The sequence below is a fragment of the Kingella sp. (in: b-proteobacteria) genome (genome assembly GCF_030527935.1).
Classification (GTDB): domain Bacteria; phylum Pseudomonadota; class Gammaproteobacteria; order Burkholderiales; family Neisseriaceae; genus Kingella_B.
On the sequence record NZ_JAUMZV010000011.1, the window covers coordinates 1 to 21,605 of the forward strand.

24 protein-coding genes, 1 tRNA gene and 3 pseudogenes are annotated in these 21,605 nt (G+C 50.2%); 17 read left to right on the forward strand and 11 right to left on the reverse strand.

Going from position 1 to position 21,605, the window contains the following annotated elements; genetic code table 11:
* Positions 1-121: 121 nt before the first annotated feature.
* From Q4A85_RS04850 to Q4A85_RS04880, 7 genes and pseudogenes are all read left to right on the forward strand, one after another.
* Positions 122-352 carry a hypothetical protein gene (locus tag Q4A85_RS04850; RefSeq protein ID WP_303108133.1) on the forward strand — a complete coding sequence of 77 codons (231 nt, stop codon included), beginning with the start codon at positions 122-124 and terminating at the stop codon, positions 350-352.
* Positions 353-926: 574 nt separating this feature from the next.
* Positions 927-1,523 carry a TrbM/KikA/MpfK family conjugal transfer protein gene (locus Q4A85_RS04855; protein ID WP_303108135.1) on the forward strand — a complete coding sequence of 199 codons (597 nt, stop codon included), beginning with the start codon at positions 927-929 and terminating at the stop codon, positions 1,521-1,523.
* Positions 1,524-1,798: 275 nt separating this feature from the next.
* Positions 1,799-2,584 (forward strand): conjugal transfer protein TraL, encoded by a 786-nt coding sequence (locus Q4A85_RS04860; RefSeq protein WP_303108137.1) that lies wholly within the window; start codon positions 1,799-1,801, stop codon positions 2,582-2,584.
* Between the two features lie 35 nt (positions 2,585-2,619).
* On the forward strand, positions 2,620-3,075 hold the full coding sequence (locus Q4A85_RS04865) for a hypothetical protein (protein ID WP_303108139.1): 456 nt from the start codon (positions 2,620-2,622) through the stop codon (positions 3,073-3,075).
* A 14-nt stretch (positions 3,076-3,089) separates the two neighbouring features.
* A complete protein-coding gene (locus tag Q4A85_RS04870; RefSeq protein WP_303108140.1) occupies positions 3,090-3,416 on the forward strand; it encodes a hypothetical protein in 327 nt (108 codons plus the stop codon).
* Complete coding sequence (locus tag Q4A85_RS04875) at positions 3,413-3,748, forward strand: helix-turn-helix domain-containing protein (protein ID WP_303108141.1); 336 nt, start codon at positions 3,413-3,415, stop codon at positions 3,746-3,748. The genes Q4A85_RS04870 and Q4A85_RS04875 overlap by 4 nt, the downstream gene beginning before the upstream one ends.
* Positions 3,664-4,707 (forward strand): annotated as a pseudogene (locus Q4A85_RS04880) (tyrosine-type recombinase/integrase). Before Q4A85_RS04875 ends, Q4A85_RS04880 begins: the two are co-directional and overlap by 85 nt.
* Here the strand turns inward: Q4A85_RS04880 and Q4A85_RS04885 are convergent.
* Positions 4,698-4,770, reverse strand: a tRNA-Lys gene (locus tag Q4A85_RS04885). The pseudogene Q4A85_RS04880 and the gene Q4A85_RS04885 overlap by 10 nt on opposite strands.
* 216 nt (positions 4,771-4,986) lie before the next feature.
* Positions 4,987-7,026, reverse strand: coding sequence for a M3 family metallopeptidase (locus Q4A85_RS04890; RefSeq protein ID WP_303108145.1), 2,040 nt, complete (start codon positions 7,024-7,026; stop codon positions 4,987-4,989).
* Between the two features lie 231 nt (positions 7,027-7,257).
* On the opposite strand from Q4A85_RS04890, the gene Q4A85_RS04895 reads away from it, so the two are divergent.
* Together Q4A85_RS04895 and Q4A85_RS04900 are read left to right on the forward strand one after the other, a co-directional pair.
* On the forward strand, positions 7,258-8,343 hold the full coding sequence (locus Q4A85_RS04895) for an AI-2E family transporter (protein WP_303108147.1): 1,086 nt from the start codon (positions 7,258-7,260) through the stop codon (positions 8,341-8,343).
* 217 nt (positions 8,344-8,560) lie between these two features.
* Positions 8,561-8,955 (forward strand): annotated as a pseudogene (locus Q4A85_RS04900) (DUF805 domain-containing protein).
* Between the two features lie 160 nt (positions 8,956-9,115).
* Here Q4A85_RS04900 and Q4A85_RS04905 read toward each other — a convergent pair.
* On the reverse strand, positions 9,116-9,523 hold the full coding sequence (locus Q4A85_RS04905; protein ID WP_303108149.1) for a DoxX family protein: 408 nt from the start codon (positions 9,521-9,523) through the stop codon (positions 9,116-9,118).
* 148 nt (positions 9,524-9,671) lie between these two features.
* Between Q4A85_RS04905 and Q4A85_RS04910 the strand changes: the two genes are divergently transcribed.
* The 3 genes and pseudogenes from Q4A85_RS04910 to Q4A85_RS13230 all read left to right on the forward strand — a co-directional run.
* Positions 9,672-10,427, forward strand: coding sequence for a ComF family protein (locus tag Q4A85_RS04910; protein ID WP_303108150.1), 756 nt, complete (start codon positions 9,672-9,674; stop codon positions 10,425-10,427).
* Positions 10,428-10,530: 103 nt separating this feature from the next.
* Complete coding sequence (locus Q4A85_RS04915) at positions 10,531-10,995, forward strand: tRNA (cytidine(34)-2'-O)-methyltransferase (protein WP_303108152.1); 465 nt, start codon at positions 10,531-10,533, stop codon at positions 10,993-10,995.
* 81 nt (positions 10,996-11,076) lie between these two features.
* Positions 11,077-11,652: pseudogene (locus tag Q4A85_RS13230) on the forward strand (septal ring lytic transglycosylase RlpA family protein); the annotation flags it as partial.
* 309 nt (positions 11,653-11,961) lie between these two features.
* On the opposite strand, the gene Q4A85_RS04925 reads toward Q4A85_RS13230, so the two are convergent.
* Genes Q4A85_RS04925 through Q4A85_RS04935 form a run of 3 tightly spaced genes read right to left on the reverse strand, consistent with a single transcriptional unit; the run spans position 11,962 to position 13,881 of the window.
* Positions 11,962-12,087 (reverse strand): hypothetical protein, encoded by a 126-nt coding sequence (locus tag Q4A85_RS04925; RefSeq protein ID WP_303108154.1) that lies wholly within the window; start codon positions 12,085-12,087, stop codon positions 11,962-11,964.
* A gap of 14 nt (positions 12,088-12,101) precedes the next feature.
* A complete protein-coding gene (locus Q4A85_RS04930) occupies positions 12,102-12,272 on the reverse strand; it encodes a hypothetical protein (protein WP_303108156.1) in 171 nt (56 codons plus the stop codon).
* Positions 12,273-12,321: 49 nt separating this feature from the next.
* Positions 12,322-13,881 carry a TerC family protein gene (locus Q4A85_RS04935; protein WP_303108158.1) on the reverse strand — a complete coding sequence of 520 codons (1,560 nt, stop codon included), beginning with the start codon at positions 13,879-13,881 and terminating at the stop codon, positions 12,322-12,324.
* A gap of 15 nt (positions 13,882-13,896) precedes the next feature.
* Here Q4A85_RS04935 and Q4A85_RS04940 point away from each other — a divergent pair, with 15 nt between their 5' ends.
* Complete coding sequence (locus tag Q4A85_RS04940; RefSeq protein ID WP_303108159.1) at positions 13,897-14,046, forward strand: hypothetical protein; 150 nt, start codon at positions 13,897-13,899, stop codon at positions 14,044-14,046.
* Positions 14,047-14,393: 347 nt separating this feature from the next.
* Here the strand turns inward: Q4A85_RS04940 and Q4A85_RS04945 are convergent, their stop codons facing one another.
* From Q4A85_RS04945 to Q4A85_RS04955, 3 genes are read right to left on the reverse strand one after another with little or no spacing between them, the layout of a single operon-like run.
* Positions 14,394-15,419 carry a lipoate--protein ligase gene (locus tag Q4A85_RS04945; protein WP_303108161.1) on the reverse strand — a complete coding sequence of 342 codons (1,026 nt, stop codon included), beginning with the start codon at positions 15,417-15,419 and terminating at the stop codon, positions 14,394-14,396.
* Positions 15,394-15,642 (reverse strand): hypothetical protein, encoded by a 249-nt coding sequence (locus Q4A85_RS04950; RefSeq protein WP_303108163.1) that lies wholly within the window; start codon positions 15,640-15,642, stop codon positions 15,394-15,396. Before Q4A85_RS04950 ends, Q4A85_RS04945 begins: the two co-directional genes overlap by 26 nt.
* 20 nt (positions 15,643-15,662) lie before the next feature.
* On the reverse strand, positions 15,663-17,018 hold the full coding sequence (locus tag Q4A85_RS04955; RefSeq protein WP_303108165.1) for a chloride channel protein: 1,356 nt from the start codon (positions 17,016-17,018) through the stop codon (positions 15,663-15,665).
* 288 nt (positions 17,019-17,306) lie between these two features.
* Between Q4A85_RS04955 and Q4A85_RS04960 the strand changes: the two genes are divergently transcribed.
* From Q4A85_RS04960 to Q4A85_RS04970, 3 genes are all read left to right on the forward strand, one after another.
* Positions 17,307-18,179, forward strand: a complete 873-nt coding sequence (locus Q4A85_RS04960) for a meta-pathway of phenol degradation family protein (RefSeq protein ID WP_303108167.1) — start codon at positions 17,307-17,309, stop codon at positions 18,177-18,179.
* Between the two features lie 52 nt (positions 18,180-18,231).
* The gene (locus Q4A85_RS04965; protein WP_303108168.1) at positions 18,232-18,771 is read left to right on the forward strand and encodes a hypothetical protein; all 540 of its coding nucleotides are present in this window, start codon (positions 18,232-18,234) and stop codon (positions 18,769-18,771) included.
* 365 nt (positions 18,772-19,136) lie between these two features.
* Positions 19,137-19,430 carry a hypothetical protein gene (locus Q4A85_RS04970; protein WP_303108170.1) on the forward strand — a complete coding sequence of 98 codons (294 nt, stop codon included), beginning with the start codon at positions 19,137-19,139 and terminating at the stop codon, positions 19,428-19,430.
* 190 nt (positions 19,431-19,620) lie between these two features.
* On the opposite strand, the gene Q4A85_RS04975 is transcribed toward Q4A85_RS04970, so the two are convergent.
* Both Q4A85_RS04975 and Q4A85_RS04980 read right to left on the reverse strand, forming a co-directional pair.
* On the reverse strand, positions 19,621-19,848 hold the full coding sequence (locus Q4A85_RS04975) for a hypothetical protein (RefSeq protein WP_303108172.1): 228 nt from the start codon (positions 19,846-19,848) through the stop codon (positions 19,621-19,623).
* Between the two features lie 580 nt (positions 19,849-20,428).
* The gene (locus Q4A85_RS04980) at positions 20,429-20,836 is read right to left on the reverse strand and encodes a helix-turn-helix domain-containing protein (protein WP_303108174.1); all 408 of its coding nucleotides are present in this window, start codon (positions 20,834-20,836) and stop codon (positions 20,429-20,431) included.
* Positions 20,837-20,915: 79 nt separating this feature from the next.
* On the opposite strand from Q4A85_RS04980, the gene Q4A85_RS04985 reads away from it, so the two are divergent.
* Positions 20,916-21,554, forward strand: a complete 639-nt coding sequence (locus Q4A85_RS04985; protein ID WP_303108176.1) for a C39 family peptidase — start codon at positions 20,916-20,918, stop codon at positions 21,552-21,554.
* Positions 21,555-21,605: the final 51 nt, after the last annotated feature.

Sequence of the window (21,605 nt, forward strand, 5' to 3'; positions counted from 1 at the left end):
TAGTCGGAAACTTAATCTTAACACGGGCGGTTAGATGCTCGCCTTTTTGAGTCAGTCTGAAAGTTTGGTTTTTCAGGCTGCCTTCTTGTTTTCAAAATCCTATTTTTTGAAAGGATGCACCATGAGCCGCAAATGGACAGAAGAGAAACTACTCGCCACACTCGCCTATCGCCCATTTATCACCGTTTCGCATTTTGACGCTGCCGATGATGGCAAACGCAAATGTGCCGTTGCAGCCAAGCGTAAGGGGCTGGTTACATTTGACCACTACACAGGCTATTTTGTAGTGCGACTGGCAAGGCAGCCTGAAAATGCTTATACGCGCAGACGGTATAGATTGGCTGCACTGTGATGCGTTTGTTCGTTAAGCTATTGTTTGAACACTATGTCGCATTCATCTTTGGGTTGCTGCTGTTGATTGATGCAGTCCTTACCTTTGCTTTGCTGTTTCTGCTATCCCTTTTGCCTGCTTACCCGCAATGGATGCAGAGCGGTATCGGGGTAATACTGATTTGCTTGCTGCTTACCGTTTTGGTTGTGCCACTGCTGTTTTGCGTGCTGCGTTTTATGGTGCGAAATGATTTGCGAGCGCATCCCCAAAGAATGCTTGCTTATGCCAACGGTGTTTACGCCTATTCCGCCATTTTGCGCGATTGCATGAATGATTACGCCTTGCCTGATAGCGTGTTGTATGCGTTTGAATGGCGGGTAGGGTGGATACAGCGAAAGCCTTAATTTGAAAATTTCAACTTTCCCCTTTTTTCTCAACGGGTATCAAAGCCCCCACAACGGCAGTGGAAAGCCAAAAACATTGTGGTGGTCGTGGAAAACCAAAAAACATTGTGCGGCAGCGATACCCACTTTCAGGCAGCCTGAAAACCTATCTTTCAGGCTGCCTTCCCTTTTCTTAAAACCTAGGAGATACCATGAAATCCATACCATCCAAACTCGCCATTCTATTAACCACTGCGCTGCTCGCCCCCAGCATTGCATCCGCTGCGCCCGCCAACCCGGCAGTCCAGCCTGATTTACTAACAGGCGATACCAAGCTCGCCTGCGAAGCCATTTTGTGTTTATCCAGCGGTACGCGACCCAGCGAATGCAATCCATCACTTGACCGCTATTTCCGCATTCATCACAAAAAAATGCACAAAACCATTCAAGCACGGCAAGACTTCTTAAACCTTTGTCCAACTTCGGGCGATAAAGACATTCAAGAGTTAAATCGTGCTTTGGCAAATGGCGCGGGACGATGCGATGCCAAAGAATTGAACCGTGTGATGCGTCGCACGATTACCGTGCGCGAGTGCAAAGTGGTTGCCAACAAAAGCGCGATGCGCAGTTTGAGCGCAAAAAATAAACCCGTGCAAGAGTGCCAAGATGTGCAAAAAGTGGTGGTGCTCAATGCCAAACCCTCTTACTGCTCGGCTTACCATGACCACGAATGGACGCGGGTAAGCGATAGCGTGAAGTATGTGGGCGACCCGAAACAAGGGGGCAAGTGGGCGGATGTACGGCAATAAATTCGTTTACCCTAAATTCGTTTAATTCAATCTGCTTGTAAACCGCTAAACCATTTAACTCCTGCTGCGGTTTAGTTTCTTCTTTTTCCGTAGCTTTTGCCGCCAACGGTGGGCATCGTTGGCGGTTTTTTTGCTTTGCTTTTTTGCTTTCAGGCTGCCTGAAAGCGGTTTGGCTGTTCACAATGCAAAAACCATTTCCGAGCTCAAAGTGGTTTTTTTCTTGTGAATAATCATTTGATTTTGATTTTGAATTTGAACAAAGAAAGGTTTTTGAAATGAAAGAAGTGCATTTTGTGGTGCAATCTAAAGGTGGCGTGGGCAAATCCTTTGTGGCGATGCTTTTAGCACAATATTTGCAAGACCGTTCGGATGACAAACTTTATTGCTTTGACACCGACCCCGACAACCAAACTTTTGCGGCATACCAAGCATTAAAGCCTGAATACATCAAGATTAAAGCGGATGACCGTCCTGTGATTAACATCAAAAAATTTGATGGATTGATGGACACGGTGATTGATACAAAAGGCATTGCCGTGATTGATGCAGGTACATCTACCTTTGACCCTTTGATGACTTACATCGCCGAAGCGAATGTAGATGCCATGTTGATGCGTGAAAATGTGCGCATGGTGATGCACGTTCCGCTTAACGGTGGGCAAGCCAAAAACGAGTGCATCAAAGGATTGGCGCGGGTGTTGAGCAGCATTGATGCGCAAGTTATCGTTTGGCTTAATGAGCATTTGCATGGTGAAATCCAAGAACAAGGTAAGCCATTTGAGCAGTTTGAAATTTGTAATGCTTATTGCGACAAAATCGCAGGCATTGTTCGCATTCCTGTTGTCAATATAGACACTTATGGTGATGACATTAAGCAAATGACCGAGCAGCACGCTACGTTTCATGAAGTGGCTAAAAGTGCTGATTTCGGACGTTGGACGCGCACCCGCTTGGCTGAATTTCGCGACATGATTTGGGCAGAATTAGACCGAGTTCCTTTCGTTACCAGCGAAGTGTGGCACAAGAAACGCACGTTGCCCAAAGCGGATAAGTCAGCATGAAATCAGATGCAAGACCCAACACAAAGCTAAAACTCTTGAATGCCAATGAAATCAGCACAGCAGTTTACGAGCGCGCGGGGTTAAAAGTTGAAGCGCATGATGTATCCATTCGCGATATGTTAATCATGCAAGCCATGTTTGCTGCGGTGATGGAAAACATCCAAAAGCAGCAAATCGCGCAGTTTCAATACGATATAGCTAACTTTCAGGCTGCCTTAACCGAAACCGCCACGCCCATTATTGAAGCCAGCCAAGAGTTGCAAGAGCTTAAAACGGAAATCATCAAAGAAATTCTTGCCAGCAATACCAAGACACAGCAAGCAAATGAAGCCACGCTGCACACCAATATCAGCCAACGTATGCAACAACAGACCCAGCAGCAAATCCAGCAACACTGGACACGATTTTCAGGCAGCCTGAAAACGCTTTTGCTACTGGGTTTTGTTGTGCAAAGTATTTTGCTGGCGATTGTGATGATTGCGAACCGATAGCAAAGGAAACCACCATGCAAACGCAAACACCATTATCTGCCTACAAACAAGCCGTCCTTGACCAAATGCGCGCCCCCATGCCCTATATTGAGCTTTACACCCTAGTGCGCATCATTCTAAACCGCGATATTCGGCGAGAAGTCCCCCGTATCTTTCAAGGCAAAGTAGATGATGAAATGCTGCAATGGGCGATAGATAACGCTGCGGGCGCATTGAAGAGAAACGATGGCAACAACACACTCGCGTGGGTGGATTTTTTAGCCAAGTCAGACCGTGAGAACGCTGAAATCATCTGCGAATACGTTGCGCAAAATAGTGATTGGTATGGGTATAACTCATGAACAGCCAAACCTACAACGTCGCCCAAGCCGCTGCCTATCTTAAATGCCACCCTGAAACGGTGCGCGAAATGATACGCAGCGGCAAATTACTCGCCGCAAAAATCGGACGCAGCTATTGCATCCACCAAGCCCATCTTGACGCATTGCTTGCCGAAGCTGAAAATCAATCCGTGCAGGCATTGGCTCGCAGCAGGAGTAAACAACAATGCCCATCTATCAACGAAAAAACGGTGTCTGGTACATTGACATTCGGACACCGAGCGGCAGCAGAATTAGACAATCTACTGGCACGCAAAACAAACAAGAAGCCCAAAGGCTGCACGATAAATTGAAATACGAGCAATGGCTTACCCATAAAGTAGGAGAAACCCCGCAACACACATGGGAAGAAGCTGCCGTACGTTGGATACATGAGAAAGGAGATGAAAAGAAAAGTATCCAAGATGATTTAAGCCGCTTGCGTGGTTTAACTGTTGCCTTTAAAGGCAAAATGCTTACCGAGCTAAACCGCGATTGCATCACCACCGCCATTGCTGCCTTTCCGTGTAGCAACAGCACCAAAAACCGCTATATCGCGCTTATTCGCGCTATTTTGCGCAAAGCAGAGTTTGAGTGGTACTGGTTGGACAAAGCCCCCAAGCTATCGCTTTATCGTGAACCCAAACGCCGCATCCGTTGGCTACATCCCGCCGAAGCGCAAAAACTGATTGCCGTGCTGCCTGATTACATGGCAGAAATGGTCATTTTTAGTTTGGCAACAGGATTGAGACAACGCAATGTGTTGGATTTGAAATGGTCGCAAGTGGACATGATGCGCAAAACTGCATGGATACATCCCGAACAAAGCAAATCAGGACACTCGCTGGGTATCGCGCTTAATCAAACCGCATTGGCTGTTTTAAACAGACAAATGGGCAAACACAAAGAATATGTGTTTACCCACAGCAAAGGACGGCGGCTGCACAGCATCAGTTCTCGCATTTGGCGTAATGCCCTAGCAGTCGCAGGCATCAGCGATTTTCGTTGGCATGACCTGCGGCATACTTGGGCAAGCTGGTTGGTGCAAAGTGGTGTTTCCCTAGCAGCCTTGCAAGAAATGGGTGGTTGGGAGAGCATCAAAATGGTGCAGAAATATGCCCATCTGTCGCCTGAACATTTGCAACAACACGCTGCCATTTTGGACGGTTTTTCTTTTGGAAAAGACACAAATTGGACACACGAGCCCAATCACGAAACCAGAAAAAAAAGCCTAAACAATTGTTTAGGCTAGAAAAAGGAGTATGGGTCGTGAGCGATTCGAACGCTCGACCAACGGATTAAAAGTCCGCTGCTCTACCGACTGAGCTAACGACCCGAAAGATGCGCATCTTATAGGCAAACGTTTGCTTCGTCAAGAGTTGGTGCGATGGGCTTGGTGCAAGCTGGGACTATCTTGTTTAATTTAAATGGAATATTGTTGACGCGCGTAAACGTGATAGGCAGCCTGAAAACGAGCGAAGCGAGTTTTAGCGAAGCTAAAACGCCAAACATCGTTTTCAGGCTGCCTATTTATATTCACACGCTCGCAGGCTTAATCCGCAAACCCACTATGTCGCAACAACGCATCAATGCTCGGCTCGCGCCCACGAAACGCTTTGAAACTTTCCGCTGCGCTGCGGCTTCCGCCGACGGCCAAAATTTCGTTCCAGAAATGCGCGCCTGTGGCGGCGATGTTGTCGCTTTCTTCAAACGCGGCGTAGGCATCGGCACTCAACACTTCTGCCCATGCGTAGCTGTAATAGCCTGCGGAGTAGCCGCCTGCGAAGATGTGTCCGAAGCTGTTGGCAAAGCGGTTGTATTCGGGCGGCTGCACCACGGCGACTTCGCGGCGCACGTCTTGCAACACTTGCGCCCAGTTTTTCAGGCTGCCTGAATCGCGTTCACTGTAAATCAGCATATCAAACAGCGCGAACTCCATTTGGCGCACCAAGAATAAGCCGCGCTGGAAGTTTTTGGCTGCCAGCATTTTGGCAAACAGGCTTTCGGGTAGCGCATCGCCTGTGTCTTCGTGCGATGACATTTCGCGCAAGACAGCGTATTCCCACACGAAATTTTCCATAAATTGACTGGGCAATTCCACCGCGTCCCATTCCACGCCGTTGATGCCGCTTACGCCCAATTCGTCCACGCGGGTGAGCAAATGGTGCAAGCCGTGTCCTGTTTCGTGGAACAGGGTGATGATTTCATCGTGCGTGAGCCGCGCTTCTTTGTCGCCCACGGGCGGGGTGAAATTGCACACCAGATAGGCAATCGGTAGCTGCACTTGCCCCGCGCGTTCGCCCGCCAAAAAGCGTCTGCGCCCGCGATAGTCGTTCATCCACGCGCCGCCGCGTTTGCCTTCGCGGGCGTATAAATCCATGTACACGCCGCCAATCGCTGCGCCGTCTTTTTCCAATTCAAAATAGCGCACGTCTTGGTGCCACACGGGTACGGTTTTCTCGCGCAGCGTTACGCCATACAGCCGTTGAATTTGCGCGAACAAGCCTGCCAACACTTTACTAACGGGGAAGTATTTTTTCACTTCGGTTTCGGAAAAGGCGTATTTGGTTTCGCGCAATTTTTCGCTGGCGTAGGCTAAATCCCACGATTGGATTTCAGGCTGCCCTAGATGCTCGGCGGCGTATTGGCGCACTTCGGCTAAATCTTGCTCGGCAAAGGGTTTGGCGCGGCGGGCTAAATCGCGCAGAAAAGCGAGCACTTGCGCGGGCGTTTCTGCCATTTTGGTTACCAGCGATAGCTCGGCGTAATCGGCGTAGCCCAAGAGTTTGGCTTCTTCTAGGGCGATGGTGAGCATGCGGGTGATGTGGTCGGTGTTGTCCCACTCTGGCTTGCCGAACTCGCTGGCGCGGGTGGAATAGGCGCGGTAAAGCTGTTCGCGCAATTCGCGGTTGTCGGCGTATTGCATGATGGCGAGATAGTGCGGCATTTGCAGCCCGACTTTGTAGCCTGATTTTTGCTCGGCGGCTGCGGCAGCCTGAAACATCGCCAGCGCGTCTTCGGGCACGCCTTTCAGGCTGCCTGCATCGTCAAAATACAGCGCGAAGGCATCGGTTGCGTCCAGCACGTTCTGCGAGAATTGGGCGGAAAGCTGGGCGGATTCGGTTTGCAATTGAGCAAACCGCGCTTGCTGCTCGGGCGGCAATTCTGCGCCGCTTAACACGAAGCCGCGCAAATCGTGCGCCAATTTGGTTTGCTGGGCGGGCGATAGCTGGGCGTATTCGGGCGCGTTTTTAATCGCTTTGAAGCGTTCGTAGAGCGCGATGTCTTGCCCAATTTCGGTGAAGAATACGGTGATTTCGGGCATCAGCTCGTTGTACACGGCGCGTAGCTCAGGCGCGTCCACCACGGAATTTAAATGCGCGACCACGCCCCAAATGCGCCCCACGCGCTCGGTAATGTCGGTTAGGGCTTCTACGGTGTTGAGCCATGTGCTTTCAGGCTGCTGCTTAATCGCGGCGATTTGCTCGCGGGCTTCTGCCATCGCCGTTTGCATGGCGGGCTTGATGTCGCCCACGCGGATTTGGTCAAAGGCGGGCTCGCTGTTGAGATCGAGTAGAATGTTGTGGGACATAACGGTGCTTTCGTTTGGTTGTTGAGAATAGGTTTTATCAAATGGGGCGGATTAAATGGATTGCAAGGGCAAAGGCAGCCTGAAAATGCAGTTAGGCAGCCTGAAAACGTGTTTTGAAATGCTGTTTTAGCTTCGCTGAAACTCGCTTCGCTCGTTTTCAGGCTGCCTTTGGTTGATGTTTCGCCCCACCCCTTTCTGTTAAGATTGCGCCTTTCTTTTTGGAGTAATACGATGAACCCCAATCCCCCCGATACCGCATCCCCGCAATCTAACAATCAACCCGCCCATCAACCCATTCATCCCAGCCCAGCCCCAGCAAGCAACGACACAGGCGCGCCTTTTTTAATCTCGCTGGCGATTGCTGTGTTGGTGTTGTTTGGTGTGCTGCATTTTCATTTTGTGGTGCTGTTTGTGAGCATTTTGATGACGTATTGCCTGATTGAAGGCGCGAACGCGATGCTGGGCAAGGCGTTGGGCGGGCGGCTGCAACACAAGCATGTGCATCTGATTTCGGCGTTGTCTGTCGCGTTGGCGGTGTGCGCCATGCTGGGCATTGCGGTGTATGCGGGCTACACCAAAATCAACCTTGCCGAATTTGAAGCCATGTATCACCGCTTGCCACAAATTCTCGCGTCCTACGGCGCGGACAAATACCTGCCCGAAGGCATCAACATCGGCGAAGAAATTTCCGCCTTTTTCAAAACGCACAGCGCAAACATTATGCAGGCGGGCAAAAAAAGCGTTACTTCGTTTGTGTATATTTTAATCGGCATCATCGTGGGCATCATGCTCAAAACCCATGTGGTGCACAGCAAGCAGGCGCAATACACGGGTTTTTTGTCGGAATCGCTGATTAAGCGGCTATCGGGCTTTAAAACATCGTTTAAAGATGTGTTTGTGGCGCAGGTGAAAATCTCTACGGTGAACACTTTGCTCACCGCGCTGTATTTGTTTGTGGCGCTGCCTGCGGCGGGCATTTCGCTGCCGTTTAAAACCACGCTCACTTGCTTGGTGTTTTTTGCGGGCTTAATCCCCGTTATCGGCAATTTGATTTCCAACACCGCCGTGGTGATTATCAGCTTGGGCAATTCGCTGACGGCGGGGATTGTGTCGTTGGTGTTTTTGGTGGTGATTCACAAAGCCGAGTATTTTTTGAACGCGAAAATCATCGGCGAACAGGTGAACGCCAAAGCGTTTGAGTTGCTGCTGGTGATGATTGTGTTTGAGCATTTGTTTGGCATCGGCGGGATTGTGCTTGCGCCCGTGTGCTATGCCTATTTGAAAAAAGAGCTGATGGCGCATCGGATTATTGGGTAAAGGGTTTTCAGGCTGCCTACTAGGGGCTGTTTACAATGGGTTTGCGAAGCGGATTTTGCGTCAAAAAATGGCAGATGCAAGGCGAAAATGCAAGCCTATGCCATCCATAGGCGAGTATTTTCAACGCGGCAGATGCCGTTTTATGGCGCGAAAGCCGCCGCAACACCCATTGTAAACAGCCCCTTTACAAGGCAGCCTGAAACACAAGGAGAGAGAAATGGACGAATCTTTCGCCGTGCCCAAACAATACGCCCATTTCAGCGGACGCGCGGGGCGCAAGGAATACTGGCGGTTTTCGCTGGTGCAAATAGGCATTGCCTTTGCGCTGGCGATGTGGCTGGTGGCGGCGTTTCCCCGCGAGTTGGGCGACAGCATTCGCCTGCGCGATTTAAGCGCGGCTGGGCTGCCGTTTTATGTGATGATGTTCTACGCGCTGGCAACCATTGTGCCCACTTGCGCCGTTTGCACGATGCCGATTATTCGGGCTGGTGGCTGCTGGTAGCGTTTGTGCCGTATGCGGGCGAAGCGGTGTTGTTTGCGCTGCTTTGCTTGAAAGGCACGGCAGGCGATAACCGCTTTGGCGCAGAGCCTGATGATTATATGGATGATTGAGTTAAGGCAGCCTGAAACGGTTTGCCCGCTTGAATAAAGCCCAAACAAAAACACGTTTTGCCATCCACAAAACGTGTTTGCTTCATCTCTCACTGCGCGCGTTAAGGCAGCCTGAAAATGGGTTTATGCGTTAAGGCAGCCTGAAAGCAGGTTTACCCGCCTAGCCCTGCTTTTTGCATAACACCGCATCCAGCGCATATTTGCCGCCGCCCGTAAACACCAGCAGCAAAAACATCAGCGAATACAACGCCGCCAACTCGCCGCCGTTGGTCATAGGCAGCAGCACATTGCCGCCGTGGATAAAGAAATACGCCACCGCCATTTGCCCCGCCAGCAAAAACGCCACAGGGCGCGTAAACAAGCCCAGCATCAACAATGCCCCGCCCGCCAGTTCCAGCACGCCGCCCGCGCCAAACAGCGAAAACAACGGCACAGCCCCATGCCCACCTGTCATAGAAACGGGAAATTCAAAAAATTTCGCCAAACCGTGTTGCAAAAACATATAGCCCGTAACCACGCGCACCAAGCACAACGCCGCGTCTTGCAAATTTTGTAAACGAGTAAACATAGTTTTCTTTCCTGTGTGAATTGAGATGGCGCATTGTATGTGTTATCAAAAATTTAAAATAGCGCAGTTTAGCGAACATAGTTTTAACCATTGAGAAATCATCTAAACAAAGGCAGCCTGAAACAAAGTTCAGCAAAGCCAAAACCATTTGCCATTGCCATGCAATCCCACTTTCAGGCTGCCTTTGGCGCACGCTATCCCACCGCATCACTTACCACCCGCCCCCACCATGTTCCCCAACATCCAAAGCTGCCTTATCTGCCACACCGCCCAGCCCCACGCGCTCTGCACCGCCTGCCAAAGCGAACTGCGCCAACTGTTCCCCAATCCGCAACACCTTTGCCCGCGCTGCGGCGAGTTCAGCCTAAACCAAGCCCTGTGCGGCAACTGTCAACGCCATCCGCCGCCTTATTCCGCATTTTGGGCGTGTGCCGAATACATCGCCCCCATCCCCGCCCTGCTGCACGCATGGAAACACCACGGCAGCCGCCATCTTGCCCCCGTGTTCACATGGCTGTTGCACGAAAATCCCCCGCCGTGGCTCGCCAGCCAAACCTTTGATGCCGTGCTTGCCATGCCCATCAGCCGCGAACGCCGCCTGCAACGCGGGTTTAACCAATGCGACCGCCTTGCCCAAACCATTACACAACGCTACACAATCCCCCTTTTGCCGCCCCATTCGGTGTATCGCGCACCCAAACCGCCGCAATCCACCCTTTCCGCCGCAGACCGTGCCCACAATATACGCGGCGCATTTCGCCTTGATGCAAACGTTAAGGATTGTAAAGTTATGATAATTGATGATGTTAGCACCACGCATTCCAGCATCGCCGAATTATCCCGCGTCTTGCTTATGGCGGGGGCTGCCGAAGTTTATGCCTGTGTAGTCGCGTGTAATAAGTGAAAAAAGATTTGACTTACTGTTGCAAAAAGGCGCATATTGCACGGCTTGCAACGGAATTGGTTTTGCAAATTATTGTTTATAATCAACAAATTAGGAATAAACCATGTTTACCGTTGCTTTATTTGAACCCGAAATTCCGCCCAACACGGGCAACATCATCCGCCTTTGCGCCAACACAGGTTGCGAGTTACGGCTGATTAAACCGCTGGGTTTTCCGTTAGACAGCGCGAAAATGAAGCGGGCGGGTTTGGATTACCACGAATTTTCCACGCTGATTGTGCACGAAAACTTTGCCGAATGCGCGAACGCTCTGGCCGGCAAACGCATTTTCGCGCTCACCACCAAGGGCAAAACCCGCCCCGATAGCGTAGCTTTTCAGGCTGGCGATGTATTTTTGTTTGGCCCCGAAACGCGCGGCTTGCCCGCTGCGGTTTTGGATACGCTGCCTGAAAATCAAAAAATTCGTTTCCCCATGATGCCTAATAATCGCAGCATGAATTTATCCAATACGGTGGCGATTACGGTGTTTGAAGCATGGCGACAACTGGGCTACGCAGGCGGCTCGTAAACCCCAAAAACAACTATACGCATCACAATATATAGTTGTTTAGGCTTGCAAATATCTTCAACTCAAGAACTGGAACACATTTTGACTAAAATTCAACATACTCTTTTATCGGGCGTTTTTGTATTACTGGCAACAGGCTGCTCAACCACGCGCACGGAGCAATCCGCCCAAGCGCAGGGGCAAGCCAAAATCGTTAAAGCAGAAGCTTTGCATTCCACCGCCAATTTAAGCTACAAAGTGGCGGGCAAACGCTACTACCCAAGAAAAAGCGTAGAGAAAAATTTTAGCCAAACAGGGCGTGCTTCTTGGTACGGGCCGGGCTTTCATGGCAAAAAAACTTCCAGCGGCGAGCGTTTTGATATGAATGCCTTAACCGCCGCCCACCGCACTTTGCCGATTCCCAGCTATGCGCGGGTAACCAATCTGGCCAACGGCAAAACCATTGTGGTGCGCATCAACGACCGTGGGCCTTTCCACGGCAAGCGCGTGCTGGATTTGTCCAAAGGTGCGGCAAAGGCGTTGGGCTTTATCCAGCAAGGCTCAACCAATGTGCGCATTGAAGCGTTGAAAGCGGGCGACAGCATGACGGTGGCTTCCAACGAAACAGCCGCGCCGCAAACCGCCCAGTCTGATGTGAACCCTGATGCCAACATGGCGCAAACAGAATGGTCGCTGCCACAACCCAACTTGCTTGCCAGCAACGCCAGCCATGTTTATGTGAGCCTGCAATCGCTACAAGATGCGTTTACGGCGGAATCGTTTATGCGCCAAGTGGCGATGCGTGGCAAACCATCTCTGGGCGCGGAGCAAGGTGTGATGATGCTGGGTGTGGAGAATGATTATTGGCGCAGTTTGAGCGTGTTGCTGAACCATAATGCGGCGGATGCGGCGCAGGTTAAACAAGATGTGATTTGATGGGCGTTGCGCCATATAGTAAAGGCAGCCTGGAAACTGGGGAACTGGTTTTCAGGCTGCTTTTGGTTTTAGGGGATGGGTGGCGGGGTGGGGTTTATTGTTTTCAGGCTGCCTGAACGCGGGGCGATATGGGGCAGCCTGAAAACTATCCCCGCGTCCCCTACGGCTTGCTTGCAAGCCGTGTTCTGGCGTTAAAAATGGCTGGTGTGGTTGGGCTTGGGTAGGGTTTTAGCTACGCTGAACTTCGTTTCAGGCTGCCTTTGATGGGCAAAATGGCTTTTCAGGCTGCCTATGCGGTTGGGCAAAGGCAGCCTGAAAATGGTGGGGCAGTGGTGTGCTGGTAAACGCTGTTTGGGTTGCACGCTGTTTGGCAACGAGCCGTTGCCGTTCCATTTTGCGTTTTCAGGCTGCCTATTCTTCTTCGGGCACGCGGCTAATCTTCACGCGCTCGATGCGATGCCCGTCTTTTTCCAATACTTCAAACTGCCAACCGTGGAATTGGATGCTATCGCCCACTTCGGGCAGGTCTTGCATTTGCTCCATAATCAAGCCTGCTACGGTGTGGAAATCGGTATCTTCGGCGGGCGGGGGTAGGTTGAGCTGCGGGGCGAGTTCTACGTATTCCAGCGCGCCGTCTACGGTTAGGCTGTCGTCGGTGTTTTCTTGCACGCTGGGTTCTTCTTCACGCTCAAATTCTTCGGGGAACTCGCCTGCGATGGTTTCCAGCAAGTCTTTCATGGTTACCATGCCGAGCACTGCGCCAAATTCGTCCACCACTAGGGCGTAGTCGGCGCTGTGTTTGCGAAACAGCTCTATGGCTTGCAGCGCGGTCGCGCTTTCGGGCAGCATCAGCGGTTGCTTTAAGGCAGCCTGAATGTGGGTTTCGCCGGTTTCTAGGATTTGCGCGAGCAGGTCTTTTTTGTTGATGTAGCCCAAGGGTTCGTCCACGCCTGCTTTGCCCACCACCAACAGCCGCGAATAGGGGCATTCAATCAGCTTGGCTTTTTGCTCGTCTTTGCTTTGCGAGATGTCCAGCCGTTCTATGTCGCTGCGCGGTATCATCACGCCAAAAATGGGGCGTTCGGCAAGGGTGAGCACGCTGCGTATCATGGATTTTTCGTTGTCTTCAAAATGTTCGCCATCGCCGTTATCGCTGCCGTTTTTGTCTAGCAGCGTTTCGCGGATGCCCATCATGCCCAGCACGTTTTCGGCGGTGCGTTGTCGCCATGAGCTGCCTGCGTAGTCGTTTTTCTTGGTATTTTTTTGCGACACTTGGTTAAACACTTCTATCAGGATGGAGAAGCCGATGGCGGCGTAGAGATAGCCTTTGGGGATGTGGAAATGGAAGGCTTCGGCAATCAGGCTAAACCCTATCATCAGCAAAAAGCCTAGGCACAGCATCACCACGGTGGGATGCTTGTCCACAAAATTGGTCAGCACTTTGCTGGCGGTTATCATCACGGTCATGGCGACGGCAACCGCCGCCATCGCTACGATGATGTGTTCCACCATCGCCACGGCGGTAATCACGCTATCTATGGAAAACACGGCATCCAGCACCACAATCTGCGCCACCACGCTCCAAAAGGCGGCGTGTTTTTTATGTGTGTCGGCAACTTGGAAATGGTTTTCGCCTTCTAGCCGCTCGTGTAGCTCGGTGGTGGCTTTGTAGAGCAGGAATATGCCGCCGAAAAGCATGATTAAATCTTTGCCCGACACGCTGTGCGCGCCTAGGTGAAACAGCGGCTGGGTGAGCGTGATGATGTGCGCCATAAAGCCGAGCATGATGATGCGGATGAGCACGGCAAGCGCCAGCCCAACGATGCGGGCTTTGTCGCGCAGCGCGGGTTTTACTTTGCCCGCTAGGATGGCAACGAAAACCAGATTATCAATGCCCAGCACCACTTCTAATATAAGCAGCGTGGCGAAACCTATCCATGTTTGCGGCTCGGCGAGCCAACTGATGTCCATTGTGGTGGCAGTCCTTTGGGTGGGAACGAATGGGCGAGCAGCGCGGGTTTGGTTTTTCAGGCTGCCTTTGCGGGCGCACAGCGTGGCATTTGCTTAACCTGCGTTGCCCTATCCCTAAACGCAAAAGGCAGCCTGAAAACGGGCGAGACGTGTGAGCAAGGCTAATCAGCGTCTCAATATGGTTTTCAGGCTGCCTTTGGGGCTAGGGTGTGCAGTGGCGGCGATTGCCGCAACTCTGCTCGGGTTCGTTCATTGGGTGGTTGCAAAAATAAAAACGGGGCGAGTTTAGCGAAAATTTGCGGTGTTGGCAAAATGAGTTTGGGCGGGGGATGGTTTTGGGGATTGGGGTTTTAGCTATGCTGAACTTCGTTTCAGGCTGCCTTTGGTGGGTTTATTGTGGAAGCGTAAAGCAATTGGCGTAGGGTGCTTGACTGGATTGAATAAGGGCAGTCTGAAAACGAGCGAAGCGAGTTTCAGCGAAGCTAAAACGCTCAATCTCGTTTCAGGCTGCCCTACTCATCATAAACCCCATCCACCAGCAACGCCGCCAACGCATCAGCTCCAATACCGCCAAAATATTGCTGCGCGTTCATGCGTTGGAACACGTTTAGCACGGCGTGTTTTTCGTACAGCGTGCCGATAAGGGCGCGTTCTAGGTCGCTGATGTCGCCTGTGCCAAAAAAGTCGCCAAAAATGCGGATGGCTTTGATGCGTCCGTGTTCCACGTCTAGCTTGTACTCCACCAAGCCTGCGGGGAATTTCTGGCAATATTCCAGCGTGAACTCGGGGGATTTGCCGTAGTTCCAATCCCAGTTGGCAAAGCGTTCGGCGCGTAGGGCGTGTATTTTTTGCCAGTCTTGCTCGTTGAGCGTGTATTCTTTAATGTCGCTGCGTTGCGCCACGCCAAAGATGTGCAGCAGCAATATGTCGCGAAACTCGGGGGTGGTGAGATTTTGGTATGGCGGCAGCAGATAGGGTTTGATGTTGGTAACGCGCTTGCGGATGGATTGGATGCCGTGCGATTGGATTTTTTCTTTGCGTGGCATCAGGGCGCGGGTTACTTCGTCTAGGTTGGAGTCAAATAGGATGGTGCCGTGTGCGGTCATGCGCCCGCCGCGCACATACATGGCGTTGCCTGAAAATTTTTTGCCGTCTATCAGCAAGTCGTTGCGCCCTTGCAGGGCTGCGCCTGTTGCGCCTAGGTCGTGCAGGGCGGCAATCACGGGGCGGGTGAAACCATCAAAATTGCCGATGGTGCCGTCGTCGTCTTTGATAAAACAATAGCTTAGATTGCCCAAGTCGTGATACACCGCACCGCCGCCCGACATTCGGCGCACGACTTGGATGCCGTGTTCGTCCAGATAGGGCTGATTGACTTCGGCGATGGTGTTTTGATGCCGCCCGATGATGATGGATGGGGAGTTGATGTAAAACAGCAGGATGGGTTCGTCCACTAGGCGGGTTTCTACCAGATAGGTTTCTAGGGCGATGTTGAGACTGGCATCGCGGATGTTATGGTTGGCGTTGATGAAGTACATGATGGTTTCCTTTGCAAGTGATAAGGGCATGATGGTAAAGCGAAATAGGCAGCCTGAAAATGGGGGGCGGGTTTTCAGGCTGCCTATTGTGGTGGGATAGTCGGCAGCCTGAAATCCAGTCCGCCCAACAAAAAACCGTTTGGCGCAACACCAAACGGTTTTGCTTTTTCAGGCTGCCTATTGAGATAAGAATAAATAGGCAGTCTGAAATCCACCCCCCCATTTTCAGGCTGCCTCACCCCGCTACTTCTCCGCCCTACATTCTTCCGCCACGCGCTGCCGAAACCGCGCCGCCGCTGCGTGATAAAACGGCTTGGGCGAAAATTGCCGCGACACCGCCGTTGCCACCAAACCGCCCAGCAGCATCCACACCAGCAGCTGCTGGCTGCCCGTCATCTCCATCACCACCACGCTCGCCGTGAGCGGCGACTGCGTTGCCCCCGATAAAAACGCCACCATCCCCAGCAGCACCAACACATTGCCGCCCAGCCCCAGCCCCGCCAATTGCGCCAAATCATGCCCAACCATCGCGCCAATGGTTAAACACGGCGTAAAAATCCCCCCCGGAATGCCCGCCCAATAAGAAAAAATCGTCGCCAGCCATTTCCACAGCGACATCCCCAGCGGCGCGTGATACTGATTGTGCAACGCCTCCAACACCTGCGCCGCGCCCGTGCCATAAGAATCCCCGCCGCTGATTGTGCCCACCGCCGCCAGCAAAAGTCCCATCAGCCCCGCCAGCAAAATCGGGCGACGCTGCACCCAAGCCTTCCAGCCCGCCGCAGGAATCACCCAGCCCACGCCTTTAAACAGCAAACGGCTAAACAAGCCCCCCATCACGCCGCACACCAACGCCACCGCCAGCACCCAAAGCCACAAATGCTTCACCTCCGTGCCATACGCATAAAAATTGCTGAAATACGGGTGGTTGCCCATAATCGCCACCTGCGCAAAACCCGCCGCCAAAATGCCGATAAAAATCTGCCGTTCCCAGCGCAGCATCACATCGCGCCCCAGCTCCTCAATCGCAAAAATCACCCCCGCCAAAGGCGCGTTAAACGCCGCCGCCAAGCCTCCCGCCGCGCCTGCCGCCAGCAAATCGTTATCCTGCAAGCCCGTAAACGCCAAATTGTGCTTCTTGCACCATCGCCCCCAGCTTGCCATCACCGCCGCCCCCACCTGCACCGAAGGCCCCTCCCGCCCAATAGAAGCCCCGCACAGCATTCCCAAAAACGTCAGCGGCACTTTCAACAACGTCTCCCGAAAGCCCACCGCCCGCTTTTTCGTGCGCCCATACGGCAGCGCAATCGACGCAATCACCTGCGGAATCCCGCTGCCCACCGTGTAAGGCGCAAACCGCCGCATCAGCCAAGCAATCAGCATCAGACCCAGCGGCAACGCCACCCAAGCAAACCACGGATAAGTTTTCACCCAATGCCGATTGTGCTCCAAAGCAAATTCCGCCATCTGCGCAAAAATCATCGACACCCCCGCCACCAGCAGCGAACCAATCATCAAATACAGCAACGGCACCGACTTGCGCGACAGCCGCCGCATCTGCCGCCAGCGTTTGCGCAGCCACACACGGCAACGCCGCATCAAATTCATCCAAAACATAACATCCTCATTTTGTTTACGATAGAGATTGAACGGGTTTTCAGGCTGCCTTATGCCGCACGATAGGCAGCCTGAAAACGCTGTTTATAGAAATTAACCCAACGCCCCGCATTGTAAAACCGCGCCCCGCTTTGCAAAAGGCAGCCTGAAAATATCCCAGCTCCCGTATGCAAAAAACAGACACATTGGGCGCATAGCGCAGACAAATCGTCCCTACAACCCGCCACCACTATCCCCTACGCTTGCGAAAAATCAACCACTCGCAACGCCATGAATATCAAACACCTATCCACCCTATTCCTGCTTCCCCTATCTTTTCAGGCTGCCGCAGAGCTGCCCCTATCGCTAGAAGAACTGCTCACCGACAAAGGCAAACTCCGCCTAGAAAGCAGCATCAGCTACACCAACGTTGAGCGCGAGCAAACCCGCCTAGCCAACCCCATCTACATCCAAACAGGCGCAAACAGCTACATCGCCGTTCCCACCGCCCTGCAACAAGGCAGCCGCAACAGCGACATCATCATCGGCACACTCGGCTTACGCTACGGCATCACCGCCAAAACCGAACTCTACGGCAACGCCAGCTACCTATGGCGCAACGACCGCACATACAACGGCGCAGCCAACAGCCACAGCAGCGACAACCTATCCAACGTCTCGCTCGGCATCAGCCACACCTTCAAACAAGACGGCAAAAACCCCGCCCTAATCGGCTTTGCCGAAACCACCGCCTACGAAAAATCCTATGGCAAAGCCAGCAGCGCAAAATCATGGCAAATCGGCGCAACCACCTACAAAGCCATAGACCCCATCGTCCTATCGCTCACAGGCACATACCACATCAACAGCAGCAAAAACATCGCCGCAGGCAAATACAAAGCAGGCAACTACTTCACACTCAACCCCAGCATCAGCTTTGCCGCCAACGACCGCATCAGCATCACAGGCGGCGTGCAATGGATAGCGCAACAGCCCAGCCGACTAAACGGCGAAAAGCTCGCGGCAAAAAATACCGCCACCTACGCCCATTTTGGCGTGGGCTACGGTATCAGCAGGGAAACATCAATCAGCGCCAGCGCACGGTTTAACGTATCAGGACAAAGCAACAGCACCCTACGGCTAAGCCTGCAACGCACTTTTTGACGAATCCCATTTTTTATCACATAATGCGATTCAATTCGCAAGGAGCTTTATCATGAAAAATCAAGCGATTGCAGCAATTTTAATGGCAGCCTTTGCTGCCCCGGCCTTTGCTGATAACTTTGAAACACAGGTGTTTAACCACACCCCCGAACAGCAAGTTCAAGTGGAAGAGTTGTCGCAGAAAGAGATGAAGGAGACGGAAGGAGAGTGGGTTGCTAACGCCATCGGTGCTATTGCAGGTGGGATTGGCGGACATTTGGGTTATATGGCAGGTGCTGTTATGGGAGGGTCATATAATTTCAATGAACACATGGCATCTATTGGAGTTGGAGCTTTATTAGGCGCAGCCAATCCTGTTGAAGGAGTTGGCTCTGCACTAACGACATTGGGTGGAACTGCCGTTGGAACAGGAATTGTAACTTTTGCTGGGAGAACAGGTACTACAATTCCCATTGGAACACCCAATTCAAACCCGTCAACAAATACACAAAATACACAACCACAAATACCACCTAGTACAAACCCGCCTACCACTAATTCAAATCCCAATCCCAATGGCGGTCTGTGGATAGACCATTTTGTGCTTAATTAAAAATTTACTCTGAAACATGACACATCCTAGCATTTCAACTAATAATGCTGACATCTAGGATGTGTTTATAGACAAATGAAAGGAAACTAATTATGTTTGCTATCCTTTTTTTATCGCTAGCATTTTTTTTATCTGGTTTGATTAGCATGAGAAAAAGTCATGTGCAAATAAAAAAAACAACTAAATACTCCTTAATGACTAGTGGATATATTTTTCACTTTCTTACCTTATTTGCCATTTTTTATGTTTTTAGACATTATCCACAAGCCAACACCTTATCTTTTCTTGGCATATACTTTCTATGTCTAACAATCATTGCTGTCTTTGTCGTTAAATTGATACCCGCAAGCAAATAGCTGAATTCATTGAATGCAGCTGGTGCTATTATGACTTCCCACGCTGTTGGTGCTGGATTAGGGGCTGTTGGTGGTGGAACAGGCTATCTGTTAACGGGTGGGCGTGATGCAAAAGGGTTTGTGGTTTCTGTTGCAAGTGGCGCAGCTGGTGGAGCATTCGCTCCTGTTACTGCTGTAAATGGAGCATTAGTCGTAGCCCCTGCATATTTAGCCCAAACTGCCGCCATTGCATTTGGTAGTGGAGCAGCAGCTGGTTATGTTGGGGAAAAAGTGAATCAGGAATGGGGTAGTCCTAATCCATAAACACCCCATTAAACATGATGCATCATGTGAATATTTTAGTGGTGCATCATGTTGTTTTAAACAAAACAATAGATTACGCAATGAAAATCATCAAAATACTTATTGTATTTCTTTTCTTAATGGCAGCAACAGCTTTAATACAATTCATATTGTATGGTTTGTTGTATCGCTTTTGTGAAATTGATAAATATTATTCCCTGTTTGTAAGCTCTGCTGTTGCTGCCATAATATATAGCAGAGTAATGAAATACGCTTTTTCTAAAATAGAGATGGAGTTAAAGTCAAAGAAAATTTGATATTTATTTCCATGCGCGGCAATAGCTCCATATTTTTCAGGCTGCCTAAAATGAATTGGTGGTGTCCTAAAAAGTATGCTGACATAAAACGTCAAGCCAATAACGACATTTCTATCGTACAAAATTTCCTGTTAAAACAGCGGAATTTGGCTAATTTAAATTACTAAAAAAAAACAAGCAGCATACTTTTTAGGACACCACCAAAATTTTATGAACTAAACAGTGTGGTTTTAAATAATAAAACTGTTTAAAACCACACTATTCCAGATTGAGGTTGATTGTTATGCTAATAATTGGTGCTTTTGCTAGCATGGTAGGTGCGTTACTTGCTTTCTTACTGGCTTTGAAATTTATCAACGATAAATATTACTCTTATTTCGTGTTATCATCTTGCATATTGTTTTTTATTTTAATATCCATTCCAGCAATAAATTTAAATATAAAACACAATGACAATATTTTTATCCAAATTGCATTTGATTTTTGTGCTGGTTTATTTACAACGCTTCCTATATTTTTAGCAAAAAAATAAAGTATTCTCCCTTGTATGCAAATTCATAAAAGAAACGAAATTTATGGAGCTATTAGTACCAATATGCACCTATGGCTTGCTGCCTATCCATGCTCGCAATAGTTAATCGTTTTCAGGCTGCCTAAAAACAAAAAAATCAAATATTCGATAATTATCAAATATTTGATTTTCTAAGATTGGTTTTTGTATGTGGCAAGCAATTCGGTTAATAATTCAATTTCTCTATTTTGATGCTCCACCGTGAGCTTTAATTTTTCGTTTTCTGCGATTAAATCGTTTGGGTTGCTGTTATAAACTTGGCTGATTTGGTCTGTTTTTTGACTGATAAACAAAATATTACTGGTTTGATTTTTCTCGTTAATGATGCAGATGGTGCTGTTTTCATCTATCGCAAAAAGCTCTGGTAAGGTTATGCCAAACACGGCTGCAATGCGTTCCAGCTTGTTAATATCAAATTGCCGCTCGCCGCGTTCCAGCTTTTGATAGCCATCAAATGAAAGATTGAGTTTTTCTGCCATCTGCTCTTGGGTTAGATGATTAAGCTGGCGCAATTTCTTAACCTTTTCATTCACTTCCATGTTAAATATCCTTAATGTATTTTTTTGTATTCTAACAGAATGCTTTTCAGGCTGCCTAAAAATTTCAGAAAGATACCCTATGCGTTGTTCTCTATTGATTTTGTTGTTTGCTTCTGCGGCGGCATTCGCGCAGCCGTTTGCCGTGGATAATCCGCTTGCTTTTGGCAAAGCGCGGGTGCAAAGCTGGAAAGCGCGGCGCGATTTAGGCATTGTGAAGCAGAATTTGGATTTTTCTTGCGGTGCGGCTTCCATTGCCACGCTGTTAAACAATTTTTATGGGCAGCAGCTAACCGAGCAGGAAATTTTGGTGCGCATGAATAAAACGGAGCTGCGCGCTTCGTTTGACGATATGCAGCAAGTGATGCCGCAGCTTGGCTTTGAAGCGAAAGGCTATGCGCTGCCGTTTGAGCAGTTGGCGCAGTTGAAAATCCCTGTGATTGTGTATTTGAAATACCGCAAAAACGACCATTTTTCGGTGTTGCGCGGCATCAACGGCAATACGGTGTTGCTTGCCGACCCATCGCTGGGCAATATGTCGTTAAGCCGTGAGCAGTTTTTAGCCGCTTGGAAAACGCGCGATGGCAAAATGGAAGGCAAAATTTTGGCGGTGCTGCCCAAGGATGCGGATACCGCCAAAAATGTGGATTTTTTTATTCGGCAGCCTGAGCGGCAAACGCGGCTGGTAACCGAGCAGCTTAGGGTGTGGCAAAAATGGTAAGGCAATCGGCTTTTGAGCCGATTTTTGTTTTTCAGGCTGCCTAAACTATAA